Consider the following 21,012-nt stretch of genomic DNA (forward strand, 5'->3'; position numbering starts at 1 on the left):
TGACGGCAGCCACCACGTCGAACAGTTGCGGATTCACGCGGGCCGAGGAAAACCGCACGAACAAGGAGAAGCAGCATGTCCACTGCAGTGACCCTGCGCGACCCGCGGACCTGTGTGCCGGCTGAGGTGTGGGACCGTGAGGTTCGCCTGATCATGCGCGACCACGACAGGGACCGCGCCATGGCCGAGCGGATCTTCGGTCAGGCCGTCGCTTACCTCGTGGTCGCGGGCGAAAACCCGGAAATCCCGATGGGGCCGACGCCGACCGTCGACGAGGGTGTGCACAGCTTCATGCTCGACACGCCCAATTACTTCCTGTTCTGCGACGAGAACAACGACGGCCGCTACATCCACCACATCCCCCACTTGCCAGAGGACGGCGCGGAGGGACCAATGGTGCTGAACAGCACGATCAGGGCCATCCGCATGGCCGGGTTCCCGCTCGACGTCGAGCTCTGGAACGCGCAGTCCGTCAATTGCAACCAGTGTTACGCGGGTTGTCACGACAGCCCTGGCCGCAAGTAACCCGCGCCCCGCGCGACCGCTGATACCGTCCCTCGTTGCGCGTTCCCGAACGCGGAACGAGGGACTTTCCACCGGAGGGATCGCTGATGAGCAGCTCTCCCGCTGCGATCTGGGAACGGTACGCCGCGAAGTACGAGCCACGCCGCTCCATCAACGCGGCCGGCGCGACCACCTGGCTCAACTGGACCCAGTATCCCGATCACGGACCCGACGAGACCGTGCTCGGCGACCTGCGCGGCAAGCGGGTGCTGGAGCTCGGCTCCGGCGCCGGGGCCAACCTGGCCCACCTCGCCACCCTGGGGGCGATCTGCACGGGCATCGACGTCGCCCCCAGCCGTGCCGGCCTCGCCCACCGGACGTGGGGGCATCTCGGCAGCCTGGAGTTCGTCACGGCCGACGCGCTCGACTACCTCACCGGCACGAACGCCACGTTCGACATCGTCTACTCGATCTTCGGGGCGGTCTGGTTCACCGACCCGGAAGCCCTCTTTCCGCTGGTGCGCAACAGAATGAACGACGGCGGCGTCTTCGCCTTCTCCCAACCGCCCGCCACCGAGCGGCAGGACGGGCCCGGTCAGGTCGTCCGGCAGCGGCACCTTCCCGTCCGTCAGTGGACCGAACAACTTGCTGCGGCACGGTTCGACGAGATCGTGGCGGAGGCCATCGAGGCTCCCGAACCCGGCAAGGCCGGAACCGTGCTCGTCCACGCCCGCGCCGCGTGAGTGTTACGGGCGGCGGCGTTCCAAAAGGACGGTGTCCCGCCATTCGCCGTGGTGCTGCGCGATCCGCTCCCGCAGCCCCACCGTGCGGAACCCCGCCTTGTGGTGCAGGGCGATGCTGGCCCGGTTCTCCGGGAAGACGACCGCCTGCAGGGTCCACAGGCCGTCGGCGTCGGCGGCGGCGACCTGGTGGTGCAGCAGGGTTTTGCCGACGCCGCGGCCCTGGGACGCGTCGGCCACGTAGATCGAGGTCTCGGCGACGCCGGCGTAGCACTCGCGGGCCGAGATCGGGGTGGCGGCGGCCCAGCCGGCGATGTCGCCGTCCACCACGGCGATCCAGCGGTGGTCCGGCAGCCACTTCGATTCCAGGGTTCGGCGGGACGGGACCTCGGTTTCGAAGGTCGCGTTGCCCGACGCTATGCCCTCGCCGTAGATGCGGCGGACGTCCGGCCAGTCGGTGGCGGTCATGGGCCTGATGATCACACCGGGGGCCGGGCGGAGGGAGCCGGTGGACAGGGCGCCCATCACCGCGTCGGCCGCGTGGGGGAGGCCCGTGCAGCACGCCGGGTTGACGGTGACGAGGGTGGTCGTGCCCTCGCGCTGGATGTGGAGGAAGCCGACCTCCGCCAGTTTCCGGACGTGGTGCGAGCAGGTGGACTGGCTCACGCCCAGCAACGACGTCAGTTCGCCGACCGTGACCGGCGCCGGAGCGGAGGCCACGTGGTGGAGCAGGCGGACTCGGGTCGGGTCGGACAGGCTCGAGAACCACGAGGCATAGGTCACGGCTTCATCGGTCAGCACCGAGCAAGTATCGACGAGTGTCGATGATCAGATCAAACCGAGTACTTCTTCACGCAGAACGAGAGACCCCGGAAGAAGCCGTCGCCGAACGCCTCGACCCTGGCGAAGCCGGAGGGGACCGCCTTGCCGTTCACGTCCGCCGCGATGAGGCTGTCGTCGGCCAGGAGCTCGGCCACGGCCTCGTCGAGATCGCCGGGGGACAGGCGCAGGCCCGCCGCGGCGTTGGGGCGGTTGGTGAGGCCCGCCCAGGCTCCGGTCAGGCAGGCGGTGCGCTGGCCCGCGGCGTCGTCGTCGAGCTTGAAGCCCGTGGCGTGCTGGATGGAGAGGGAGAAGCGGGAGGCGACGACGGCGAACGCGGCGAAGTCGCCGATGCCGCCCTTCGAGCCCTTCTTCGGGGGTGTGCCGATCTTGACCAGTGACGGCAGGTCGAGCTGGAGCTGGTTCACGGCGGGGCAGTAGGAGGCCGGGGACGTGGTCTGGGCGTCGGTGCAGGGCTTGATGCCGCCCCGGTCGAACGCGGGGAAGGCGGCGCCGCTCGACTTGTAGGCGTCGCGGAGGGACTCCTCCAGGGCCCTGAGGTACTTGTCCTCGTCGACTCGGGCGTTGCCGCGGCCGTGACCCTCGTCGGTGTCGGAGAGGTCGAAGGGGCGTTCGGTGATGCGCTTGGCGATCTCGGCCTCGTTGATCTCGGCGCAGCGGGCGGCGCCGCGGACGAAGCCGAACTGGAAGGCCGAGACGCGGTCGAACGCGCTGCCGTGGGCGCCCTGCTTCTCGAACGACGTGCCGGCGCTGTCGCGGATGAAGAACATCGTCTGCAGCACCTGGTTCAGGCCCTCGCCGGTGGAGAGCTCGAAGTGCTTGGACTTGTTCTCGGCGATCCAGCGCATGAAGACGCCGGTGTAGCAGTCGGCCTGCTGTTCCTTCACGATCGACGGGGTGTTGGCGCCGATGTTGGAGGTGGGGCCGAGCTTGTACTGCACGGCGTGGCCCATCTCGTGGGCGAGGACCGTCACGACGGCCATCGGGCCGAAGGAGTCCTCGAGCATCGGGAGCAGTTCGCCCCGGTCCCACGTGATGCTGTCGTCGAGCGCGCAGTAGAACGCGTTCGCGATGCCGGTGGTGTTGAGCTTGCAGACCTCGACGCCCTTGCCGTTGGAGTCGTAGGAGATCAACCGCTTCACCGGCTCGAAGGTCTTGCCGGGGAACGAGTTCGGGATCTCGGCCTTCCAGAACTCCTGCACGTCGGCGAGCGTGTTGATGGCGAGGCGGTCCATCTCGCCGCCGTCGCCGTTCTCCACGCTCAGGTCCGCGTCGGGCACGCCCTGCTTGGGGCCGGACGGGCCGTTGGAGATCTCGAGGCCCGCGACCTTCGTGGGGTCGGGTCGCTCGCCCTTCGGGTCGCCCTCGACCACGGAGGCGCACGCGGTCAAGGCTGCGGTCACGGCCAGCGCGACGGCGATTCGTCCGAATCCCATGAGGCCGAACCCTACTAAGCGGCGTTCGGCCACGTGCAGCAAGTACCAGAGGCCAAACGTGAAAGTTCCTCACTCGCTGGGGTGATTTCAAGACTGCGCGGACTCGCTTTCGTTGTCCCGCCGATGTTTCCGGGCGCACAGTCGCCCACGCAAGCCTTCAGCGTGGAAGGAGTCCGGGGGTATGGGTAGAACGCGCTGGGCACGGTTCGTCGGGGTGCTCGGGATCGGTGTCGTCGGTGCCGGAGCCCTCCTCTTCGGCATGTCCCAGGGAGCGCTGGCCGCCTCGTTCGCGGTGTCCGGCACCAATTTCAAGGTTTCCGCCGACAACCTGACGGGCCAGGGGTTCGTCCAGTTCGGCGGTGTGGACGCAGGTGCGGGCAAGGTTCACGTCGTCGCGGTCAGCGGTTTCAAGACGGCGCGGCTCGACAGGTTCTGCCAGTCGGTGTTCGTCGGCAACATGCCGATCGTCGGCGACGTGACGATGCGCATCACCGCGGACGGTGTGGGCGGCATGTCGGCCGACAACCTGGTCGTCAACCTCACCGACCTCAACGGTGACCTGGTCCTCGGCAACCCCGAGATCGGCATCGACGCCAACAAGGTGACCAAGGGACCCGAGAACCTCCGGGGCCTGCCGGGCTCGTTCGGTCTGCAGGCCGACTCGGCGAACATCACCTCGCTGCGGCAGACCGCCTGGGCCACGACGGCTCAGACCATCAGGTTCAAGGGCATGAACCTGACGATTCGCCAGGGGAAGCAAGAGTGCTTCTGAGGTTCTGGCGCGGCTTCACCGCGTGGCGACGTGGCCGGCCCTTCTGGGCCGGCCTGTTCGTGGCCGCGGGAGCGTTCGTCATCCTGTTCCCGCCGTTCGTCGGCGTGCAGCTCGGCGACATGGTCATCTCGATCAGGACGATCGGTGGCGTGTCCGCGTTGCTGGTCGGCTCGCTGCTGGCGATCTGCGCGGTCTCGCTGTGGGTGCAGCCGAAGTTCCGGCTGGCCGCGGGCATCGTCACGGTGCTGCTGTCGCTGGTCGCGCTGGTCGTGACCAACCTCGGCGGCTTCCTGGCCGGCACCATCCTGAGCCTGCTGGGTGGCGCGCTCGCCGTGGCGTGGACGGACGAGCCCAAGAAGCCCAAAAAGCCCAAGGAACCCAACGACACCGACGCGGAGAAGGAGCACACGCAGAGGGTTCAGCCCACATGACGCGACCTCAGCCGCTGGCCGCGGTCGCGCTGGTCGCGCTGCTGGCGCTGCAACCGCCGTCGAGCTCGGAACCCGCACCCACGTCCGCTCCCGGCACCAGTTCACCGGCTCCGACGAGCAGCGTTTCGGAGCCGCCACCCGCGTCGAGCACGAGCGCCACCCCACCGCCGACGTCTTCCTCCGTGCCGACGCTTCCGCCCGGCACGGAGCCCCCTCCGACGTCGGCGCCCCCGCCACCGGTCCCTGCTCCGGTGGCGGGGGGAGGGCGCGAGTGGACCCTGACGGCCTCGCGGCTCGACCTGGGCGGCCTCGACTTCGTCGGCGTCGTCGACGTGCTGCTGGGCGGGAAGGTCGTCAAGGTCCTGAAGTTCACGGCCGGCGACATGAAGATCAAGGACCTGGTGCAGACCGCCGAGGTCGCGCCGGGCGTCAAGCTCGTCACGGCGGCACGGCCGGGCAGCACGTCCACGGTGTCGCCGGGACGGATCGAGCTGTTCACGGTGCAGCTCAAGGGCAACCTGGACGTGCTCGGGGTCAAGATCCCGGTCGACTACACGGCCGCGCACCCGCCGTCGCTGAACGTGCCGTTCGTGACGTTCACCGAGGTCACGATCCGCAACACGGACCTGGTCGGCGGCACGTTGAGGATCCCGGGCGCGCGGATCTCCATCGTCTCCGACCAGGCACCGGTCACGCGGCGCTGACCAGGAAGGCGCGGTCTAGAGACCGCACTTCTTCGGGCCCTCGAACACGCCCTCCCGGAACCGCGCCACCCGCGCGAACCCCGGATCCACCGCGTTGCCGCCCCGGGCGTCACGCGCCGCGTAGTCGAACTGCAGCAGCACCGTCACGGCCTCGTCGAAGTCACCCGGCGAGAGCCCGAACCCATCCTTGCGCTGGAACACCTCGCCCGTGTACGCGCCGGCCAGGCACAGGGCGGCCGCGGAGGCGTCCTCGCCCTCCGTCGCCCTGCCCAGCACGGCCAGCTCGGCCATCGCGTACCGCGTCGCGATCAACGTGCCGGTCGCGTAGTCGCCGAGCTCCTTGTGCAGCGCCGGCAGCTCGTCCTTGGTGTCGATCTTGATCGACTTGTCCGACGGGCAGTACGCGACGGGTCCCTGGTCGCCGGAGCAGGTCGGTTCGGTCTGGGCGGCCTCGGCGCGCGGCGACGGCCAGGTCTTGCCCGCGGCCGTCGCGAGGCCCTTGAAGTAGCCGTCGAGGTCGGGCGTCACGGACTCGAGCATCTCCGAGAACGGCAGGTTGCCGCCGTTCGCGCGGTCCTTGACCGTGGTGAACGCGCGCTGCGTGAACGTGCGGTTCTGCACGCTCATCTGCGCGCAGAACTTGGTGCCCTGCTCGTAGCCGTCCTGGAAGGCTGCCACGCGGTCGAACGCGCTGCCGTGCGCCTGCTCGTCCTCCGGGGAGGTGCCGACCGGGTCGCGGAACGTTATCAGCGCGCCCAGCGCCTTGTCCAGGGCGTCCGCGCCGATGTCGAGGCGCTGCGACTTGCCGTCCGTCACGTTGCGCACGAACGCGCCCGCGAAGCAGTCGGCCTGCGCCTCGGTGAGGATCGTCGGGTACTTGTCCGGGTCGCGGCGCTCGGCCTCGGGGGTGATGCCCATGCGGTTCTGCACCGCGTGGCCGATCTCGTGCGCCAGCACCACGACCACCGCGGCCTCGCCGAAGCGGTCCTGCAGCACCGGCAGCAACGACGCGCGGTCCCAGGCGATCGCGTCGGCGGCGGGGCAGTAGAACGCGTTGCCCTCCACGTCCGCGGCCTTCTGCGTGCACGGCGGCGGCTTCGCGGTGGCGTCGGCCGTGTCGACCGAGAAGTAACCGCCGGTCAGCGGCTTCCACGGCTTGTTGAACGTCGACGGGAACGACTCGGTCCAGAACTCCTCGATGTCGGTGAGCGCGGTGGCGGCCAGCTTGTCGATCGGGCCGTTGTCCGAGCCGCGCACCTGGACGGTGGGGCTGGACGCCTCCTTCTTCACCACCTTGGCGGCACGAGGGCGCCCTGGGATCTCGGCGGTGCAGCCCACCGCGAGCAGGGCGGTGGCGACGATCAGCGCGATGCTCCGGTGCCGCATGGACCCATTGTGCCTGCCGGACGGCTCGGCGGGCGTCCTACTCGGCGAACTCAGGCGCATACAGAGGCCAACGTGTGACGGCCTGATCGGGTTCACCGGCCTGGGCGCCCGTGACGATCTCCGGCAGCGCTCCGCCGGAACGGAGCGCTGCCGCTGAGGTCAGTCGGTCGCGAGCTCGATCTCCGGCGCGAGCGCCGGCTCGGTCTCGGCGGCGGGGTCCGGAACCAGCCACAGCACACCGGCCGGCGGCAGCTGCAGCACCGCGGAGAACGGACGCCCGTGCCACGGCCTGGCCTCGGCCTCGACGCCACCGAGGTTGCCCACCCCGGAACCGCCGTAGTGCGCGGCGTCGGTGTTCAGCAGCTCCTTCCACCGCCCGGACGACGGCAGGCCGACCCGGTAGTCGTGGTGCGGCCCCCCGGAGAAGTTCGCCACGCAGGCCAGCGTCGATCCGTCCTCACCGATCCGCAGGAACGACAGCACGTTGCCGCCGGAGTCGTTCGCGTCGATCCACTGGAAGCCCTCGGGCGTGACGTCGTGCGAGAACAACGCCGCCGCCGTCTTGTAGACCGAGTTCAGGTCACGCGTCAGCGACTGGATGCCCTGGTGCAACGGCTCCTGCTCGACCAGGTGCCAGTCGAGCGACCGCGACTCCGACCACTCGTCCCGCTGCCCGAACTCGCCACCCATGAACAGCAGCTGCTTGCCCGGATGCGCCCACATGAACGCGAGCAGCGACCGCACGCCGGCGGCCTTGTTCCAGTCGTCGCCCGGCATCCGCGTCCACAGCGAGCCCTTGCCGTGCACCACTTCGTCGTGCGAGAGCGGCAGCACGAAGTTCTCGCTCCACGCGTAGACCAGCGAGAACGTCATCTCGTTGTGGTGGAACGAGCGGTGCACCGGCTCACGCGACAGGTAGTGCAGCGAGTCGTGCATCCAGCCCATGTTCCACTTGAACCCGAACCCGAGCCCGCCGAGGTGCGTCGGCCGCGTGACGCCCGGCCACGCCGTCGACTCCTCGGCGATCATGACCACGCCGGGGTGCCGCCGGTAGACGGTCGCGTTCAGCTCCTGCAGGAACCGCACCGCGTCGAGGTTCTCGCGGCCACCGAACTCGTTGGGCAGCCACTGGCCCTCAGGCCGTGAGTAGTCGAGGTAGAGCATCGACGCGACGGCGTCCACGCGCAGACCGTCGAGGTGGAACTCCTCGATCCAGTACAGCGCGTTGGCGACGAGGAAGTTGCGAACCTCGTTGCGCCCGAAGTCGAAGACGTACGTGCCCCAGTCGAGCTGCTCACCGCGCCGAGGGTCGGCGTGCTCGTACAGCGGCGTGCCGTCGAACTTCGCGAGCGCCCAGGAGTCCTTCGGGAAGTGCGCGGGCACCCAGTCGACCAGTACGCCGATGCCGCGCTGGTGCAGCGTGTCCACGAAGTGCCGGAAGTCGTCCGGGGAGCCGAACCGCGAGGTCGGCGCGTAGTACGAGGTGACCTGGTAGCCCCACGAACCGCCGAACGGGTGCTCCGCCACGGGCAGCAGCTCGACGTGCGTGAAGCCCATGTCCTCGCAGTAGTTCGCGAGCTCGGTCGCGAGCTCCCGGTAGCCGAGCCCCGGCTTCCACGAGCCGAGGTGCACCTCGTAGATCGACATCGGGGCGTTCGCCCACTGCGTGGCGGAGCGCCGGGCGTCCCACTCCGCGTCCTGCCACTGGTACTCGGACCGCGTGACGACCGAGGCGGTCTGCGGCGGGGTCTCCGTCGCGAACGCCATCGGGTCGGCCTTCTCGTGCCACACCCCGTCCTGGCCGAGGATGCGGAACTTGTACCGCGAGCCCACCACGACGTTCGGCAGGAACACCTCCCACACACCGCTGGAACCCATGGAGCGCAACGGGTTCGCGCGCCCGTCCCAGCCGTCGAAGTCGCCCGTCACGCGCACCCCGCGTGCGTTCGGCGCCCACACCGCGAACGAGACACCGGTGACGTCACCGGCAACCGTTTCGTAGCAACGGACGTGTGCGCCCAGCACGTCCCACAGCCGTTCGTGCCGGCCCTCGCCGATCAGGTGCAGATCGAGCTCGCCGACCGTCGGCAGCCACCGGTACGGGTCGTCGACCTCGACCGTGTGGTCGCCGTAGGACACCAGCAGCCGGTAGTCGCCGGGCGCCTCCGGCAGCTCGCCCTCGAACAGGGCGTCGGCGATGCGTGGCAGGTCGACCTGCTTGTCACCCCACGCCACCGCGACCGATGTCGCGCCTGGCCGCAGGGCCCGCGCGATCACCTGGTCGCCTACGGTGTGCACGCCCAGCACCGAGTGCGGATCGTGGTGGGCACCTGACAGGAGCCTGTCCAGGTCGGCCTTCACGGCTACTCTCCTCCAGAAGTCATCCGGGCGATCGACGACAGCGGAACCGTCAACCACTCCGGCCTGTTGGCGTGCTCGTAAGCGACCTCGTAGACCGCCTTGTCCAGCTCGAACGCGCGCAGGAGGTGCGCGTTGTCCCGCGGGTCGGCCGCCACCTCGGCGTAGCCGTCGCAGAACGCCGCCCGGTTGCGCTTCGTCCACTCCATCGCGCGGTAGGCGAGCTGGTCGTCGTCGGGCTGGCCGACGAGCAGCTGCCGGGCCGCGTAGTCGAACGACCTCAGCATCCCCGCCACGTCGCGCAACGGCGACCGCAACGTGTTGCGCTCCTCGACGCCCGCGGCCGGCTCGCCCTCGAAGTCGATCAGCAGCCAGCCGTGCACGGTCCGCAGCACCTGCCCGAGGTGCAGGTCGCCGTGGATGTGCTGGATCGGGATCTGCCCGATGTGCCTGCGCGCTTCCTCGAACGTGGCGCGCAACGGCTCCTCGTACCTGGTCAGCTCCGGCACGGCCGCCAGCACGGTGTCCAGGCGGCGCTGCATGCCCGCGATCGCGCGCGAGATCGCGTCGTCGTCGGCCAGGCGCGTGCCCAGCGCCTCGGCGAGGTCGGCGTGCACCTTCGCCACGGCGTGGCCGAGCCGCTGCGCCTCGCCGGCGAAGTCGCCGCCTACCTCGAACGCGTGCAGGTCGGCCTCGGCCATCAGGTCGCGGACCGAGGTCTTGGCCATGTCCCAGCCCTCGACCGCGTCCGGCAGGAACTCCTGCAGCATCGCGAGCGTGACCGGGTCGCCGTCGAGCTCGGTCGAGATCGAGCCCAGCGGCAGCGCGATGTGCTCGCAGCCGACCGACCGCAGCGCCCGGTGCAGCACCAGGTCGCGGTTCTCGCCGCGGGCGAGCTTGCGGAAGATCTTCAGGATGTACTGCTGGCCGTAGATCAGCGACGTGTTGGACTGCTCGACGCCGATCGGCCTGCCGCGCAACGAGGTGCGCAGCTCGACACCCTCCTCGTGCGCGAACGTGATGCCGTCGACCTGGTCGCCGGAGGCGATCTTGGCCAGCAGCACCCCGTTGCGCTCGGGGTCGGCCGTGGCGTCGTGGCCCTCGGAGTGCTCGCTGATGAACAGCTGGTACTCGTCGGTGCGGCCGGGCTGCTCGACCTCGACGATCACGTGCACCAGGTCGTCGGCGAGCGGTGTGGTCCGCAGTGGACGGACGGCGTTGATGGGGCGGTCCTTGCCACCGAACCAGCGCAGCGCGGGCAGAACGTCCGGCAAGGTGGTGACCAGCTTGTCGGTGAGCTCGTCGGGTTCGATCACGCGCGATTCACCTCATCTCGCTGTCGTCGCCCGCCTCTACCAGCTGGAACCAGTAGAAACCGTGACCGGGAAGGGTCAGCAGGTAAGGGAGTTCCCCGATCGCGGGGAATTTGACACCTCCGGTGAGCTCCAGCGGCGTGTAGTCGCGGTGCTCGGAGAGGTCCAGCTCGACGGGTTGCGGGAAGCGGGACAGGTTGTTCACGCAGAGCACGATGTCCTCGCGCCCGTCCGGCCGCTTCCACAGCCGCTTGTAGGCGAGCACGCTGGGGTTCGAGCCGCCGAGCTCGCTGAAGTCGCCCTCGGCGAACGCGTGGTGCTGCTTGCGCACCTCGATCATGTGCCGGGTCCAGTTGAGCAGCGACGACGAGCTGTTGAGCTGCGCCTCGACGTTCAGGCCCTGGTAGCCGTAGACCGGGTCCATGATCACCGGCAGGTAGATCCGGCCGGGGTCGCAGGACGAGAAGCCCGCGTTGCGGTCGGGCGTCCACTGCATCGGCGTGCGCACGGCGTCGCGGTCGGCGAGCCAGATGTTGTCACCCATGCCGATCTCGTCGCCGTAGTACAGGACGGGCGAACCGGGCAGCGACAGCAGCAGCGCGGTGAACAGCTCGTGCTGGTTGCGGTCGTTCTCGAGCAGCGGGGCGAGGCGGCGGCGGATGCCGATGTTCGCCTTCATCCGCGGGTCCTTGGCGTACTCCGAGTACATGTAGTCGCGTTCTTCGTCGCTGACCATCTCGAGCGTGAGCTCGTCGTGGTTGCGCAGGAAGATGCCCCACTGGGCGTTCTCGGGGATCGCCGGCGTCTGCGCCAGGATCTCCGAGATCGGGAACCGCGACTCGCGCCGCACCGCCATGAAGATCCGCGGCATCAGCGGGAAGTGGAACGCCATGTGGCACTCGTCGCCGCCGATCTCCGGGTCACCGAAGTACTCGACCACGTCCGACGGCCACTGGTTCGCCTCGGCGAGCAGCACCCGGCCCGGGAACTCGTCGTCCACGACCTTGCGGCACTTCTTCAGGAACTCGTGCGTGCGCGGCAGGTTCTCGCAGATCGTGCCCTCCTCTTCGAAGAGGTACGGCACGGCGTCGAGGCGGAACCCGTCGATGCCGAGGTCGAGCCAGAACCGCAGGATGTCGAGCATCGCCTCCTGCACTTCCGGGTTCTCGTAGTTGAGGTCCGGCTGGTGGCTGAAGAAGCGGTGCCAGAAGAACTGCCCGCGCACCGGGTCGTACGTCCAGTTCGACGTCTCCGTGTCGACGAAGATGATCCGCGCGTCCGCGTAGCGCGAGTCGTCGTCGCTCCACACGTAGTAGTCGCCGTACGGGCCGTCCGGGTTCTGCCGCGACTCCTGGAACCACGGGTGCGCGTCGGAGGTGTGGTTGAGGACGAGGTCGGTGATCACGCGGATCCCGCGCCGGTGCGCCTCCTCCAGCAGGTAGACGAAGTCCTCGACGGTGCCGAACTCGGGCAGCACCGCACGGAAGTCGCTGATGTCGTATCCGCCGTCGCGCAGCGGCGAGGCGTAGAACGGCGGCAGCCAGAGGCAGTCGACGCCGAGCCACTCCAGGTAGTCGAGGCGGGAGGCGAGGCCTCTGAGGTCGCCCGTGCCGTCGCCGTTGGAGTCGCTGAAGGCGCGGACCAGCACTTCGTAGAAGACAGCGCCCTTGAACCAGTTCGGGTTCGCCGATGCAGGTTTGGCCGACTTGAAGTCCTCAGCCTGAGGTTCGACCAGGAAGCCGTCGTCGTCGATGGCTTCGCCGGTGTGTGGTGTTCCTTCCAGCCCGAGCGCAGCGTCGGGACGGGAGTCGTCGGCCATGTTCCCACCTCGTCGGGGGTTGTGCGTGGTTGAGCGAGCTGAAGCGTGCCCTACGAGAAACGTCGTTGCAGGCTCACGACGTGCGCGGTGGCACGCCACGGCTCGAGGCGGACGTAGTTGGCCTGTCCCCAGTCCCACGTCTCACCGGTGACTTCGTCGTGCGCGATCACCCGCTCGTGCCAGTCGAACCCGAGCGCGGGCAGGTCGAGGTAGAGCGTGCCCTCCTGCGAGTTGTGCGGGTCGAGACTGACGACGACCACGACCGTGTCGCCCGTTTCCGGGTCACGCTTGGAGAAGGCGACCAACGCGTCGTTCTCGATGTGCTGGAACTTCAGCGTGCGCATCTGGTGGAGCGCCGGGTGCGCCCTGCGGATGTGGTTGAGCTTGCGCAGCCACGGTTCGAGGCTTCGCCCGTCCGCCAGTGCACGGGCGAAGTCGCGGGGCCGGAGCTGGTACTTCTCGGAGTTGAGGTACTCCTCGCTGCCGGGCTTCACGGCCTCGTGCTCGAACAGCTCGTAGCCGCTGTAGACGCCCCACGTGGGGGAGAGCGTGGCCGCGAGTGCCGCGCGGAGGCCGAACATCGCGGGGCCGCCGTGCTGCAGCGACTCGTGCAGGATGTCCGGCGTGTTCACGAAGAGGTTCGGCCGCGACTCGTCCCAGTGGTCGCGGATGTCCTCGCCGAACTCGATCAGCTCCTGTTTGCCCGTCCGCCACGTGAAGTACGTGTAGGACTGGGTGAACCCGAGCTTGGCCAGGCCGTAGAGCCGCGCGGGACGGGTGAAGGCCTCGGCCAGGAACAGCGTGTCCGGGTAGGCCTCCTTGACCTTCCAGATCAGCCAGTGCCAGAAGTCCGGCGGCTTGGTGTGCGGGTTGTCGACCCGGAAGATTCGCACCCCGTGCTCGGCCCAGTACAGGACGATCCTGAGCACCTCGTGGTAGAGGCCCTGCGGGTCGAGGTCGAAGTTGATCGGGTAGATGTCCTGGTACTTCTTGGGCGGGTTCTCGGCGTACGCGATCGTGCCGTCCGGCTGCGTCGTGAACCACTCCGGGTGCTTGAGCACCCACGGGTGGTCCGGCGCGCACTGCAGTGCGAAGTCGAGCGCCACCTCCAGGCCGAGGTCCTTCGCCCGTGCCACGAGCGCGTCGAAGTCCTCGATCGTGCCGAGCTGCGGGTGGATCGCGTCGTGCCCGCCCTCGTCCGCGCCGATCGCCCACGGCGAGCCGGTGTCCTCCGGGCCCGCGACGAGCGTGTTGTTGGGTCCCTTGCGGTTGACCCGGCCGATCGGGTGGATGGGCGGGAAGTAGACGACGTCGAAGCCCATCGCCGCGACCCGGTCGAGCTCCTTGGTCGCGGTGGCGAACGTGCCGTGCACCGACTGGCCGGTCTCGTCGATCCCGCCGGTGCTGCGCGGGAAGAACTCGTACCAGGAGCCGTAGGCGGCCTTCTTGCGGTCGCACCAGATCTTGTGCGTCTTGCCCTTGGTGATCAGCTCGCGCACGGGGTGCTCGAACATCACCTTCTGGACGTCGTCGGCGAGGGCCGGCGCCACGCGTTCGCTCAGCGGCCGGTCCACGTCCCGCAGCGCCGCCGCCGCGGAAGTGAGCAGTGCTCGCTCTTGCCTTCGATCGGGTCGCCTTGCCACTCGATCGAGTAGCAGTGCACCGATCTCCAGGTCGTTTGCGAGATCGCCGGGACCCTGTCCCGCCTCGATCTTCACCTCAACGGCGTGGTTCCAGGTGCCCCAGGGGTCACTCCACGCATCGATCCGGAACGTCCAGGCGCCTTCCTGGTCCGGAACCACCGTGGCGGACCACCGGTCGAGGCCGATGCCGACCTCGTACATCCGCGTCTGGCGTGCGACTCGGTCGTTCGGTCCTCTCCACGTGACTGTCGCCGCGAGTTTGTCGTGTCCCTCGCGCCACACCGTGGCTGAGACCGGAATGTGTTCTCCCACAACGGCTTTGGCTGGGTATCTGCCAGCCGACACCACCGGGGATACGTCATCGATACCGAGCCGTCCGCTCATCGGCAGTGCCCTTCCGCCGTGTCGCTCCGCGTTGCTGCATAAATCCTGCCTTGCTCGATAAAGCCGCCCAACAGCGGGTTACCCCCACTAGATCCGTACCCCGTCGCTCTCGATCGCACACCTTGAGCCGCTCGTGTGTCCAGGGTCTCTCGGCCACGTTGTGTGCACTTCGCGTCCATATCCAGTGGACCCTTCGCGTACAACTCACCGTGTTACAAGCGCGCTACGGGTACCGTGCCCGCGTGAACAAGCTTGGCGACCGCTACGTGTTGCTCGACCAGTTGGGCGCGGGTGCGATGGGCGTCGTGTGGCGCGCACGCGACGAGTTCCTGCACCGTGACGTCGCGGTCAAGCAGCTGCTTCTCACCGACGTCGAGTCGAACGAGTTCCACGAGGCCGTGCAGCGCGCGATGCGGGAGGGCCGCATCGCCGCCCGTCTGCAGCACCCGAACGCGATCGCGGTGTACGACGTCGTGGTCGAGAACGGCAAACCGTGCCTGGTCATGGAGTACCTGCCGTCGCGCAACCTCTCCGCGATCCTGAGCGAGCGCGGCACGATGCCTCCCGCCGAGGCGGCGCGGATCGGCTCGCTGGCCGCGTCGGCGCTGGCCGCGGCCCACAGCGCCGGGATCGTGCACCGCGACATCAAGCCCGGCAACGTCCTCATTGGACGTGACGGCACGGTGAAGATCACCGACTTCGGCATCTCGCGCGCGTTGGGCGACGTGGCCGTGACCAAGACCGGCATGCTCGCCGGCACGCCCGCGTACCTGGCGCCCGAACTGGCCCGCGGCGCCGAGCCCGCGCCGCCCTCGGACGTGTTCTCGCTCGGCGCGACGATCTACGCGATGACCGAGGGCGAACCCCCGTTCGGCAAGAGCACCAACGACCTGGGCCTGCTCTACAAGGTCGCGCGCGGCGAGACCCGCCCGCCGATGCGCTCGGGCCCGCTCACCGGCCTGCTGACGCGACTGCTGGCGAACGAGCCGGCGCAGCGTCCCACCGCCGCCCAGGCCGCCGAGGAGCTGAAGGCGATCGCGGCGGGCGTCCCGGTCCCGGTCACCCGCGTGATCCCGCCCCGACCGATGACGCCCCCGTCCGGCACCGCCGTGATGCCGTCCTCCGGCCCCGGCACCCAGGGCCCGCGCCCCGTCCCGCCCCCGGGCCCGCGCACAGGACCGCCGCAGCAGCCCCCGCGCACCCGCCCGCCCGCACCGCTGCCGGAGCCCGACCCGTACGACGACTACGAGCCGGAACCGAGGAAGAACCGCGGCCTCGCGATCGCCGCCGCCGTCCTCGGCGTGCTCCTGATCGCCGGCGTGGCCTACGCGATCGTCGACGCCAACAGCGGCGACGACAACGTGGCCAACCCCGGGACGTCGACCCCGAAGACCTCGGAACAGACGCAGGAGCCCACCAAACAGCAGACCACCCAGCCGACCGCGACCAAGACCCAGCAGACCACGTCGTCGCAGAACTACCCGACCCAGCAGACCTCGTCGAAGCCGCTGGCCACCAAGTTCACGGGGGCCCAGGTGGCGTCGTTCGTGGACCAGCACTACGGCAAGCTGCCGGACAACGTCGAGGGCGCCCGCGGTGACTGGGCGAAGGGCCAGGCGCCGAGCCTCGCCTCCGAAAAGGAGTACTGGGGCAAGTACGGCAAGGTCGCGATCAAGGGCAAACCGCTGGTCCAGCCCGGTGACGACGGCGTCTTCACCGTCACGACGACGCTGGAGCTCACCGAGGCGGAGACCGAGAAGGTCACGACCGCGGAGCACATCCTGGAGATCTCGGGCAAGAGCGACAAACTGCTCATCACGGGCGAGCAGAAGGGCTGACCGCTGCCGCGCCCGCGAACCGGGGCGCGCTGGTCGTTCAGTGCGGTGTGGACTCCGGCGGCGTCTTGGCTGGCCGGCGCGTATGGGCTGCTCAGGGCCTGTCCCCGTCTTGACCGGTTCTGCAAGTCGTTGCAGGTCTGACCGGGAACGTTGTCAGCCCCCGAGGGGTGGCAGGTAAGTTGCCTCGTCATGCGAGCACTTCGCCGGTTCACCGTCCGAGCCAGCCTGCCGGAGCCCCTGTCCGCGCTGAGCACGCTCGCCACCAACCTGCGCTGGACGTGGCATCCGCCCACGCAGGAACTCTTCTCCTCGATCGACCCCCGCGTCTGGTCCGAGGTCGGTGGCGACCCGTTGCGCCTGCTCTCCGTCGTCGACGCCGGAAAGCTGGAGTCACTCGCCAGAGACGAGCAGTTCCTGCTCAAACTCCGCGCGCTCGCCGCCGACCTGGAGCGGTACGTCGGCGGGGCGCGCTGGTACCAGCGGCGTCAGGACGAGATCAGCCAGCGGCGGGAGCACGGAGCACCCGACACACCGCTGCCCACGAGCGTCGCCTACTTCTCGATGGAGTTCGGGGTGCACGAGGCGCTGCCGAACTACTCGGGTGGCCTCGGCATCCTCGCCGGCGACCACCTCAAGGCGGCCTCCGACCTGGGCGTTCCGCTGATCGCGGTCGGCCTCCTCTACCGGTCCGGGTACTTCCGCCAGTCGCTGTCGCTCGACGGCTGGCAGATCGAGCACTACCCGGTGCTCGACCCGCGCGGGCTGCCGCTGGAGCTGCTGACCGAGCCGTCCGGGCTGCCGCTGCTGGTGCACGTGGCCATGCCGGGCGACCGGATGCTGCGCGCCAAGATCTGGAAGGCGCAGGTCGGGCGCATCCCGTTGCTGCTGCTCGACTCGGATGTCGAGCAGAACGACGAGGACCTGCGCGGCGTCACCGACAGGCTCTACGGAGGTGACCAGAACCACCGGATCCGCCAGGAGATCCTCGCGGGCATCGGCGGCGTGCGGGCCGTCCGCACGTTCTGCGAGCTCACCGGGCACGCGCAGCCCGAGGTGTTCCACACCAACGAGGGCCACGCGGGCTTCCTGGGCCTTGAGCGGATCCGCGAGTACATCACCAACGACGGTCTCGACTTCGACCAGGCGCTCACGGCCGCGCGCGCCGGTGCGGTGTTCACCACGCACACGCCCGTGCCCGCCGGTATCGACCGTTTCCCGGTCGACCTGGTCCAGCACTACTTCGGCGCCGAGAACCTCGTGCCCGGCGTGAACACGCAGCGGATCCTCGCGCTCGGTGCCGAGGACAACCCCGGCATGTTCAACATGGCCCACATGGGCCTGCGGCTCGCCCAGCGCGCGAACGGTGTGTCCAAACTGCACGGTGAGGTCAGCCGGGACATGTTCCGCGGCCTCTGGCCGGGCTTCGACACCACCGAGGTGCCGATCGGGTCGGTCACCAACGGCGTGCACGGGCCGACGTGGGCCGCGACCGAGATGAGCAAGCTGCTCGGAGCGTCCGAAGCGGACACCCAGACCAGCTCCGGCCTCGGCATCGGCTCGTTCGAGCCTGTCACCGACGCGGGCCTGTGGGAGCTGCGCAGCACCCTGCGCGGCCGCCTGGTCGACGAGGTGCGCCGCCGGCTGCGGGAGTCGTGGCTGCAGCGCGGCGCGTCGGCGCTGGAGCTGGGCTGGACCGACTCGGTCTTCGACCCAGGCGTGCTGACGGTGGGGTTCGCACGGCGCGTGCCGACGTACAAGCGCCTCACGCTGATGCTGCGCGACCCGGAGCGTTTGCGTTCGCTGCTGCTGCACCCCGAACGGCCCGTGCAGCTCGTGGTCGCGGGCAAGTCACACCCGGCCGACGACGGCGGCAAGGCGCTGATCCAGCAGATCGTGCGCTACGCCGACGACGCGGGCGTGCGGCACCGGATCGTGTTCCTGCCGGACTACGACATGTCGATGGCCCGGTACCTGTACTGGGGTTGCGACGTGTGGCTGAACAATCCGATGCGTCCCCTCGAGGCGTGCGGCACGTCCGGCATGAAGGCCGCGCTCAACGGTGGCCTCAACCTGTCCATTCGAGACGGCTGGTGGGACGAGCTGTACGACGGTTCGAACGGCTGGGCCATCCCGACCGCGGACGGCGTCAACGACCCGGTGCGCCGGGACGACCTGGAGGCCAACGCGCTCTACGACCTGCTCGGTTCGCAGGTCGCGCCGCTGTTCTACGACCGCGGCGAGGACGGCGTGCCGACCCGCTGGATGTCGATGGTCCGGCACACGCTGGCCTCGCTCGGCCCGGTCGTGCAGGCCTCGCGCATGGTCCGTGAGTACGTCGAGACGTACTACGCGCCGGCTGCCGCGTCCGCGCAGAACGTCGTCGGCGAGGGCTACCGGGGCGCGAAGGAGCTGTCCTCGTACCGGCACCGGCTGCGCGCGTCGTGGACGCGGGTGCGGGTGCTCGACAGCGACCTGGTGCTCGGCGGTTCGTCCGTGCCGGTGCTGGGCGCGCCGGTCATCGTGCGGGCACGCGTCGAACTGGCCGGGCTGGAACCGTCCGAAGTGGACGTCCAGGTCGTGCTGGGCAAGGTGTCGCACGACTCCGACGAGCTCAAGGACATCGTGTCCGCGCCGATGAACTACGCGGGCAACGGCAACTACGAGGCCGAGGTGCCGCTGCCGCACGCCGGTGCGCTCGGCTACACCGTGCGCGTGCTGCCGCGCCACGGCCTGCTGGCGTCCCCCGCGGAACTCGGCAGGGTCGTCCTGGCCAGTTGATCGCTGGACCGTCAGCGAGATCCGGGTAGCGACACAGGGCATTCAGTTCGCCTTCAAACGGCCGGACTGGATGCCCTGATGCGTTCTTCTTCCCTGTTTGCCGGTCACTGCTCGTAACGAGTGTCAGGCGCGTACCCCGCTCTGTCTCTACCTCAAACGACTGAGGCCTTTTTCGAGTGGGTGAATTCACGATCTCCGCTGGTAGGGGTCTGTGCGCGGCCTTACTCTTCGTCACATGGAATGAACCGCACCGAATTTCCTGGCAGGCATTTCCGGCGCGGCTCCAGTGAATTGCGCATTGAGGAAGAAGGTAGCCGTGAAGAAAACGATTGCCGCGTTCTCGCTCGTCGCAGCCCTGTTCGCCGCCTCCACGATTCCGGCCTCCGGCACGTCGGCCGCCGCGCCCGAACTGCCCGCCGCCTGCACCGGTCTCGTCACGGACCTCGCGGCGAAACTCAAGAAGACCATCGACAGTCTGCTGCCCCTGCCCAACGTGGGCGCCGTGACACCGTTGATCGGGGACATGCTCGGCATCGTGACCGCGATGCAGAACGCCGGATGCCTGCCGACACCTCCGGTGAGCGCGCCGGCCGTGCCGCTGCCGGCGAAGGCCGCCGAGTACGCCGGCCCGGTCGACCAGTGCCTGCCCGCCGTGCTGAACCTGATCTCGGCCGTCGCCGGGCTGGGCGGCGCGATCCTCGGTGCCGCGGGTGGCACCCCGCCCGACGCCGGCAAGGTCACCGCTTTGCTGACGGCGGTGCACAAGGCCGTCACCGACCTGTTGAACAAGTGCGGCCTGCCGGCGCCTCCCGGTGGCGTGCCCGCACTGCCCGCCCCGGCGCTGCCGGTGGAGCAGAGCTGATCTGTCCGCGGGGTGCGAAAGGTCCCGTCACCGGTCTCGGTGGCGGGACCTTTCCCTGTGTGCGCCGCGCTCAGCTGATCTGCAGGCGAGCACGGGTCGCCGCCACCCGCGGACTCCAGCCCGCGAGTTCGTGCGCTTCGGACGCGAGTTCGCGGGCCTTGGCGTTGTTACCGTCCGCCATCCACGCCCGTGCGATGGTGATCAGGTCGTCGGCACGGCCCTGGGCGTTCTCGCTCGACTCGGCGGAGTAGCCCGCGAGCTGCCTGGCCTTCGCGGTGTCACCCTCGACCAGCGCCATGATCGCCAGCGTCCCGTTCGCGCGGTGCTTGGGGTATCCGGCCTGGTAGGCGTTGTCGAACATGCTGCGGGCCGTCTCCAGCCCGACCTCTGCCGGGAACTGTCCCGCCTCCACCGCCAGCACGGCGACTCCGGCGGCGGTGGCCATGACGAACGCCAGTTCGCGCGTGTCGAGGTCGTACCGCTCGTTCAACCCGATCACGGTCCGCAGCGCGTCGAGGTAGCGCTCGCGGGCGCACGACGTGACGACCTTGAGCCCGACGATGGTGAGCAGGTCCGGGTGGTCCCGCGCCAGCTCCTCGTAGATCCGCTCGGCCTCGTCGAGGTCACCGCGGTGGTAGGCGTCCATGCCGGCGAGGAGCCGCGGCCGCACCTCCATCTCGGCGAGCGGCCGTCCGGTCAGCCTCGGCAGGGAGAACACGAACCAGCCGACGCTCGTGTGGCCCGGCTGCTGGAACGGCAGGAGCTGCAGCAGCAAGCAGGCCGTCGCGGCGAGCGCCATGCCCTTGCCGAACGCCGAACCGGTCGCGAGCCAGGCCGCCGCCGCGATCGCCGCGCAGAAGACCACCGTGAACGTTCCCGTCAGGACGGTCCGCGTGCGCACGCCCGGCTTCAGCCCGGTGATCCCGACCGTGGCGAGCACCGGGATCCTGCGCAGCACGATCCGCCGGTGCGCCGACGTCCACGACCTGAGCTCGCCGCCGAACCCGATGATCAGGTGCGTGATCCGGAGTCCGAACAGGACGGCGCCGAGCGCCAGGCCCGCCTGGACCGCGGTCAGCTCCACCAGCAGGCCGACCAGTGCGCCGGCCAGTCCGAGGTGGAGCTCCGGGAGGGTCCAGGCGATCGTCGCGGCCACCACGAGTGCCGTCACGACCCAGCGCACAACTGTCACGATCTCCAGACG

At 69.2% G+C, this 21,012-nt stretch carries 17 protein-coding genes; 8 read left to right on the forward strand and 9 right to left on the reverse strand.

What is annotated here, in order from left to right; genetic code table 11:
* Positions 1 to 75 precede the first annotated feature (75 nt).
* Positions 76 to 525, forward strand: coding sequence for a hypothetical protein (locus ACRSBM_RS03215; RefSeq protein ID WP_434439586.1), 450 nt, complete (start codon positions 76 to 78; stop codon positions 523 to 525).
* A gap of 86 nt (positions 526 to 611) precedes the next feature.
* Complete coding sequence (locus tag ACRSBM_RS03220; protein ID WP_434439588.1) at positions 612 to 1,247, forward strand: class I SAM-dependent methyltransferase; 636 nt, start codon at positions 612 to 614, stop codon at positions 1,245 to 1,247.
* Between the two features lie 3 nt (positions 1,248 to 1,250).
* Here the strand turns inward: ACRSBM_RS03220 and ACRSBM_RS03225 are convergent, their stop codons facing one another.
* Both ACRSBM_RS03225 and ACRSBM_RS03230 read right to left on the reverse strand, forming a co-directional pair.
* On the reverse strand, positions 1,251 to 2,045 hold the full coding sequence (locus ACRSBM_RS03225; RefSeq protein ID WP_434439591.1) for a helix-turn-helix domain-containing GNAT family N-acetyltransferase: 795 nt from the start codon (positions 2,043 to 2,045) through the stop codon (positions 1,251 to 1,253).
* 32 nt (positions 2,046 to 2,077) lie between these two features.
* Positions 2,078 to 3,520, reverse strand: a complete 1,443-nt coding sequence (locus ACRSBM_RS03230) for a neutral zinc metallopeptidase (protein WP_434439594.1) — start codon at positions 3,518 to 3,520, stop codon at positions 2,078 to 2,080.
* Between the two features lie 181 nt (positions 3,521 to 3,701).
* On the opposite strand from ACRSBM_RS03230, the gene ACRSBM_RS03235 reads away from it, so the two are divergent.
* Together ACRSBM_RS03235 and ACRSBM_RS03240 are read left to right on the forward strand one after the other, a co-directional pair.
* The gene (locus ACRSBM_RS03235; RefSeq protein ID WP_434439597.1) at positions 3,702 to 4,292 is read left to right on the forward strand and encodes a DUF6230 family protein; all 591 of its coding nucleotides are present in this window, start codon (positions 3,702 to 3,704) and stop codon (positions 4,290 to 4,292) included.
* Positions 4,283 to 4,723 (forward strand): DUF6114 domain-containing protein, encoded by a 441-nt coding sequence (locus tag ACRSBM_RS03240; protein WP_434439600.1) that lies wholly within the window; start codon positions 4,283 to 4,285, stop codon positions 4,721 to 4,723. Before ACRSBM_RS03235 ends, ACRSBM_RS03240 begins: the two co-directional genes overlap by 10 nt.
* Positions 4,724 to 4,730: 7 nt before the next feature.
* On the opposite strand, the gene ACRSBM_RS03245 is transcribed toward ACRSBM_RS03240, so the two are convergent.
* Complete coding sequence (locus ACRSBM_RS03245; RefSeq protein WP_434439602.1) at positions 4,731 to 4,928, reverse strand: hypothetical protein; 198 nt, start codon at positions 4,926 to 4,928, stop codon at positions 4,731 to 4,733.
* A 46-nt stretch (positions 4,929 to 4,974) separates the two neighbouring features.
* On the opposite strand from ACRSBM_RS03245, the gene ACRSBM_RS03250 reads away from it, so the two are divergent.
* On the forward strand, positions 4,975 to 5,427 hold the full coding sequence (locus ACRSBM_RS03250; protein WP_434439605.1) for a hypothetical protein: 453 nt from the start codon (positions 4,975 to 4,977) through the stop codon (positions 5,425 to 5,427).
* A gap of 15 nt (positions 5,428 to 5,442) precedes the next feature.
* Here the strand turns inward: ACRSBM_RS03250 and ACRSBM_RS03255 are convergent, their stop codons facing one another.
* The 5 genes from ACRSBM_RS03255 to ACRSBM_RS03275 form a co-directional block, all read right to left on the reverse strand.
* Entirely contained in the window at positions 5,443 to 6,813 is a 1,371-nt protein-coding gene (locus tag ACRSBM_RS03255) for a neutral zinc metallopeptidase (RefSeq protein ID WP_434439608.1), read from the reverse strand.
* Between the two features lie 159 nt (positions 6,814 to 6,972).
* Positions 6,973 to 9,174: a 1,4-alpha-glucan branching protein GlgB gene (gene glgB / locus ACRSBM_RS03260; protein ID WP_434439610.1), complete on the reverse strand. Its 2,202-nt coding sequence runs from the start codon at positions 9,172 to 9,174 to the stop codon at positions 6,973 to 6,975.
* A 2-nt stretch (positions 9,175 to 9,176) separates the two neighbouring features.
* Complete coding sequence (locus ACRSBM_RS03265; RefSeq protein WP_434439613.1) at positions 9,177 to 10,487, reverse strand: maltokinase N-terminal cap-like domain-containing protein; 1,311 nt, start codon at positions 10,485 to 10,487, stop codon at positions 9,177 to 9,179.
* 7 nt (positions 10,488 to 10,494) lie between these two features.
* A complete protein-coding gene (gene treS / locus ACRSBM_RS03270) occupies positions 10,495 to 12,303 on the reverse strand; it encodes a maltose alpha-D-glucosyltransferase (protein WP_434439614.1) in 1,809 nt (602 codons plus the stop codon).
* A gap of 50 nt (positions 12,304 to 12,353) precedes the next feature.
* A complete protein-coding gene (locus ACRSBM_RS03275; RefSeq protein WP_434439615.1) occupies positions 12,354 to 14,330 on the reverse strand; it encodes an alpha-1,4-glucan--maltose-1-phosphate maltosyltransferase in 1,977 nt (658 codons plus the stop codon).
* A 242-nt stretch (positions 14,331 to 14,572) separates the two neighbouring features.
* On the opposite strand from ACRSBM_RS03275, the gene ACRSBM_RS03280 reads away from it, so the two are divergent.
* The 3 genes from ACRSBM_RS03280 to ACRSBM_RS03290 all read left to right on the forward strand — a co-directional run bounded on the left by ACRSBM_RS03280 (position 14,573) and on the right by ACRSBM_RS03290 (position 19,808).
* Positions 14,573 to 16,168: a serine/threonine-protein kinase gene (locus tag ACRSBM_RS03280; RefSeq protein WP_434439616.1), complete on the forward strand. Its 1,596-nt coding sequence runs from the start codon at positions 14,573 to 14,575 to the stop codon at positions 16,166 to 16,168.
* A gap of 189 nt (positions 16,169 to 16,357) precedes the next feature.
* Positions 16,358 to 18,946, forward strand: coding sequence for an alpha-glucan family phosphorylase (gene glgP / locus ACRSBM_RS03285; RefSeq protein WP_434439618.1), 2,589 nt, complete (start codon positions 16,358 to 16,360; stop codon positions 18,944 to 18,946).
* A gap of 316 nt (positions 18,947 to 19,262) precedes the next feature.
* A complete protein-coding gene (locus ACRSBM_RS03290) occupies positions 19,263 to 19,808 on the forward strand; it encodes a hypothetical protein (protein WP_434439620.1) in 546 nt (181 codons plus the stop codon).
* 70 nt (positions 19,809 to 19,878) lie between these two features.
* Here ACRSBM_RS03290 and ACRSBM_RS03295 read toward each other — a convergent pair whose 3' ends face one another.
* Positions 19,879 to 21,000: a hypothetical protein gene (locus tag ACRSBM_RS03295; RefSeq protein WP_434439622.1), complete on the reverse strand. Its 1,122-nt coding sequence runs from the start codon at positions 20,998 to 21,000 to the stop codon at positions 19,879 to 19,881.
* Positions 21,001 to 21,012 lie beyond the last annotated feature (12 nt).

The sequence above is a fragment of the Lentzea xerophila genome (assembly GCF_051094245.1).
In the GTDB taxonomy this organism is placed as follows: domain Bacteria; phylum Actinomycetota; class Actinomycetes; order Mycobacteriales; family Pseudonocardiaceae; genus Lentzea; species Lentzea xerophila.

Bases quoted from the DNA above. Each gene is read 5' to 3' on its own strand.
- ACRSBM_RS03215 (WP_434439586.1), top strand. From the start codon at position 76: ATGTCCACTGCAGTGACCCTGCGCGACCCGCGGACCTGTGTGCCGGCT.
- ACRSBM_RS03220 (WP_434439588.1), top strand. From the start codon at position 612: ATGAGCAGCTCTCCCGCTGCGATCTGGGAACGGTACGCCGCGAAGTAC.
- ACRSBM_RS03230 (WP_434439594.1), bottom strand. From the start codon at position 3,520: ATGGGATTCGGACGAATCGCCGTCGCGCTGGCCGTGACCGCAGCCTTG.
- ACRSBM_RS03235 (WP_434439597.1), top strand. From the start codon at position 3,702: ATGGGTAGAACGCGCTGGGCACGGTTCGTCGGGGTGCTCGGGATCGGT.
- ACRSBM_RS03255 (WP_434439608.1), bottom strand. From the start codon at position 6,813: ATGCGGCACCGGAGCATCGCGCTGATCGTCGCCACCGCCCTGCTCGCG.
- treS (WP_434439614.1), bottom strand. From the start codon at position 12,303: ATGGCCGACGACTCCCGTCCCGACGCTGCGCTCGGGCTGGAAGGAACA.
- ACRSBM_RS03275 (WP_434439615.1), bottom strand. From the start codon at position 14,330: ATGAGCGGACGGCTCGGTATCGATGACGTATCCCCGGTGGTGTCGGCT.
- glgP (WP_434439618.1), top strand. From the start codon at position 16,358: ATGCGAGCACTTCGCCGGTTCACCGTCCGAGCCAGCCTGCCGGAGCCC.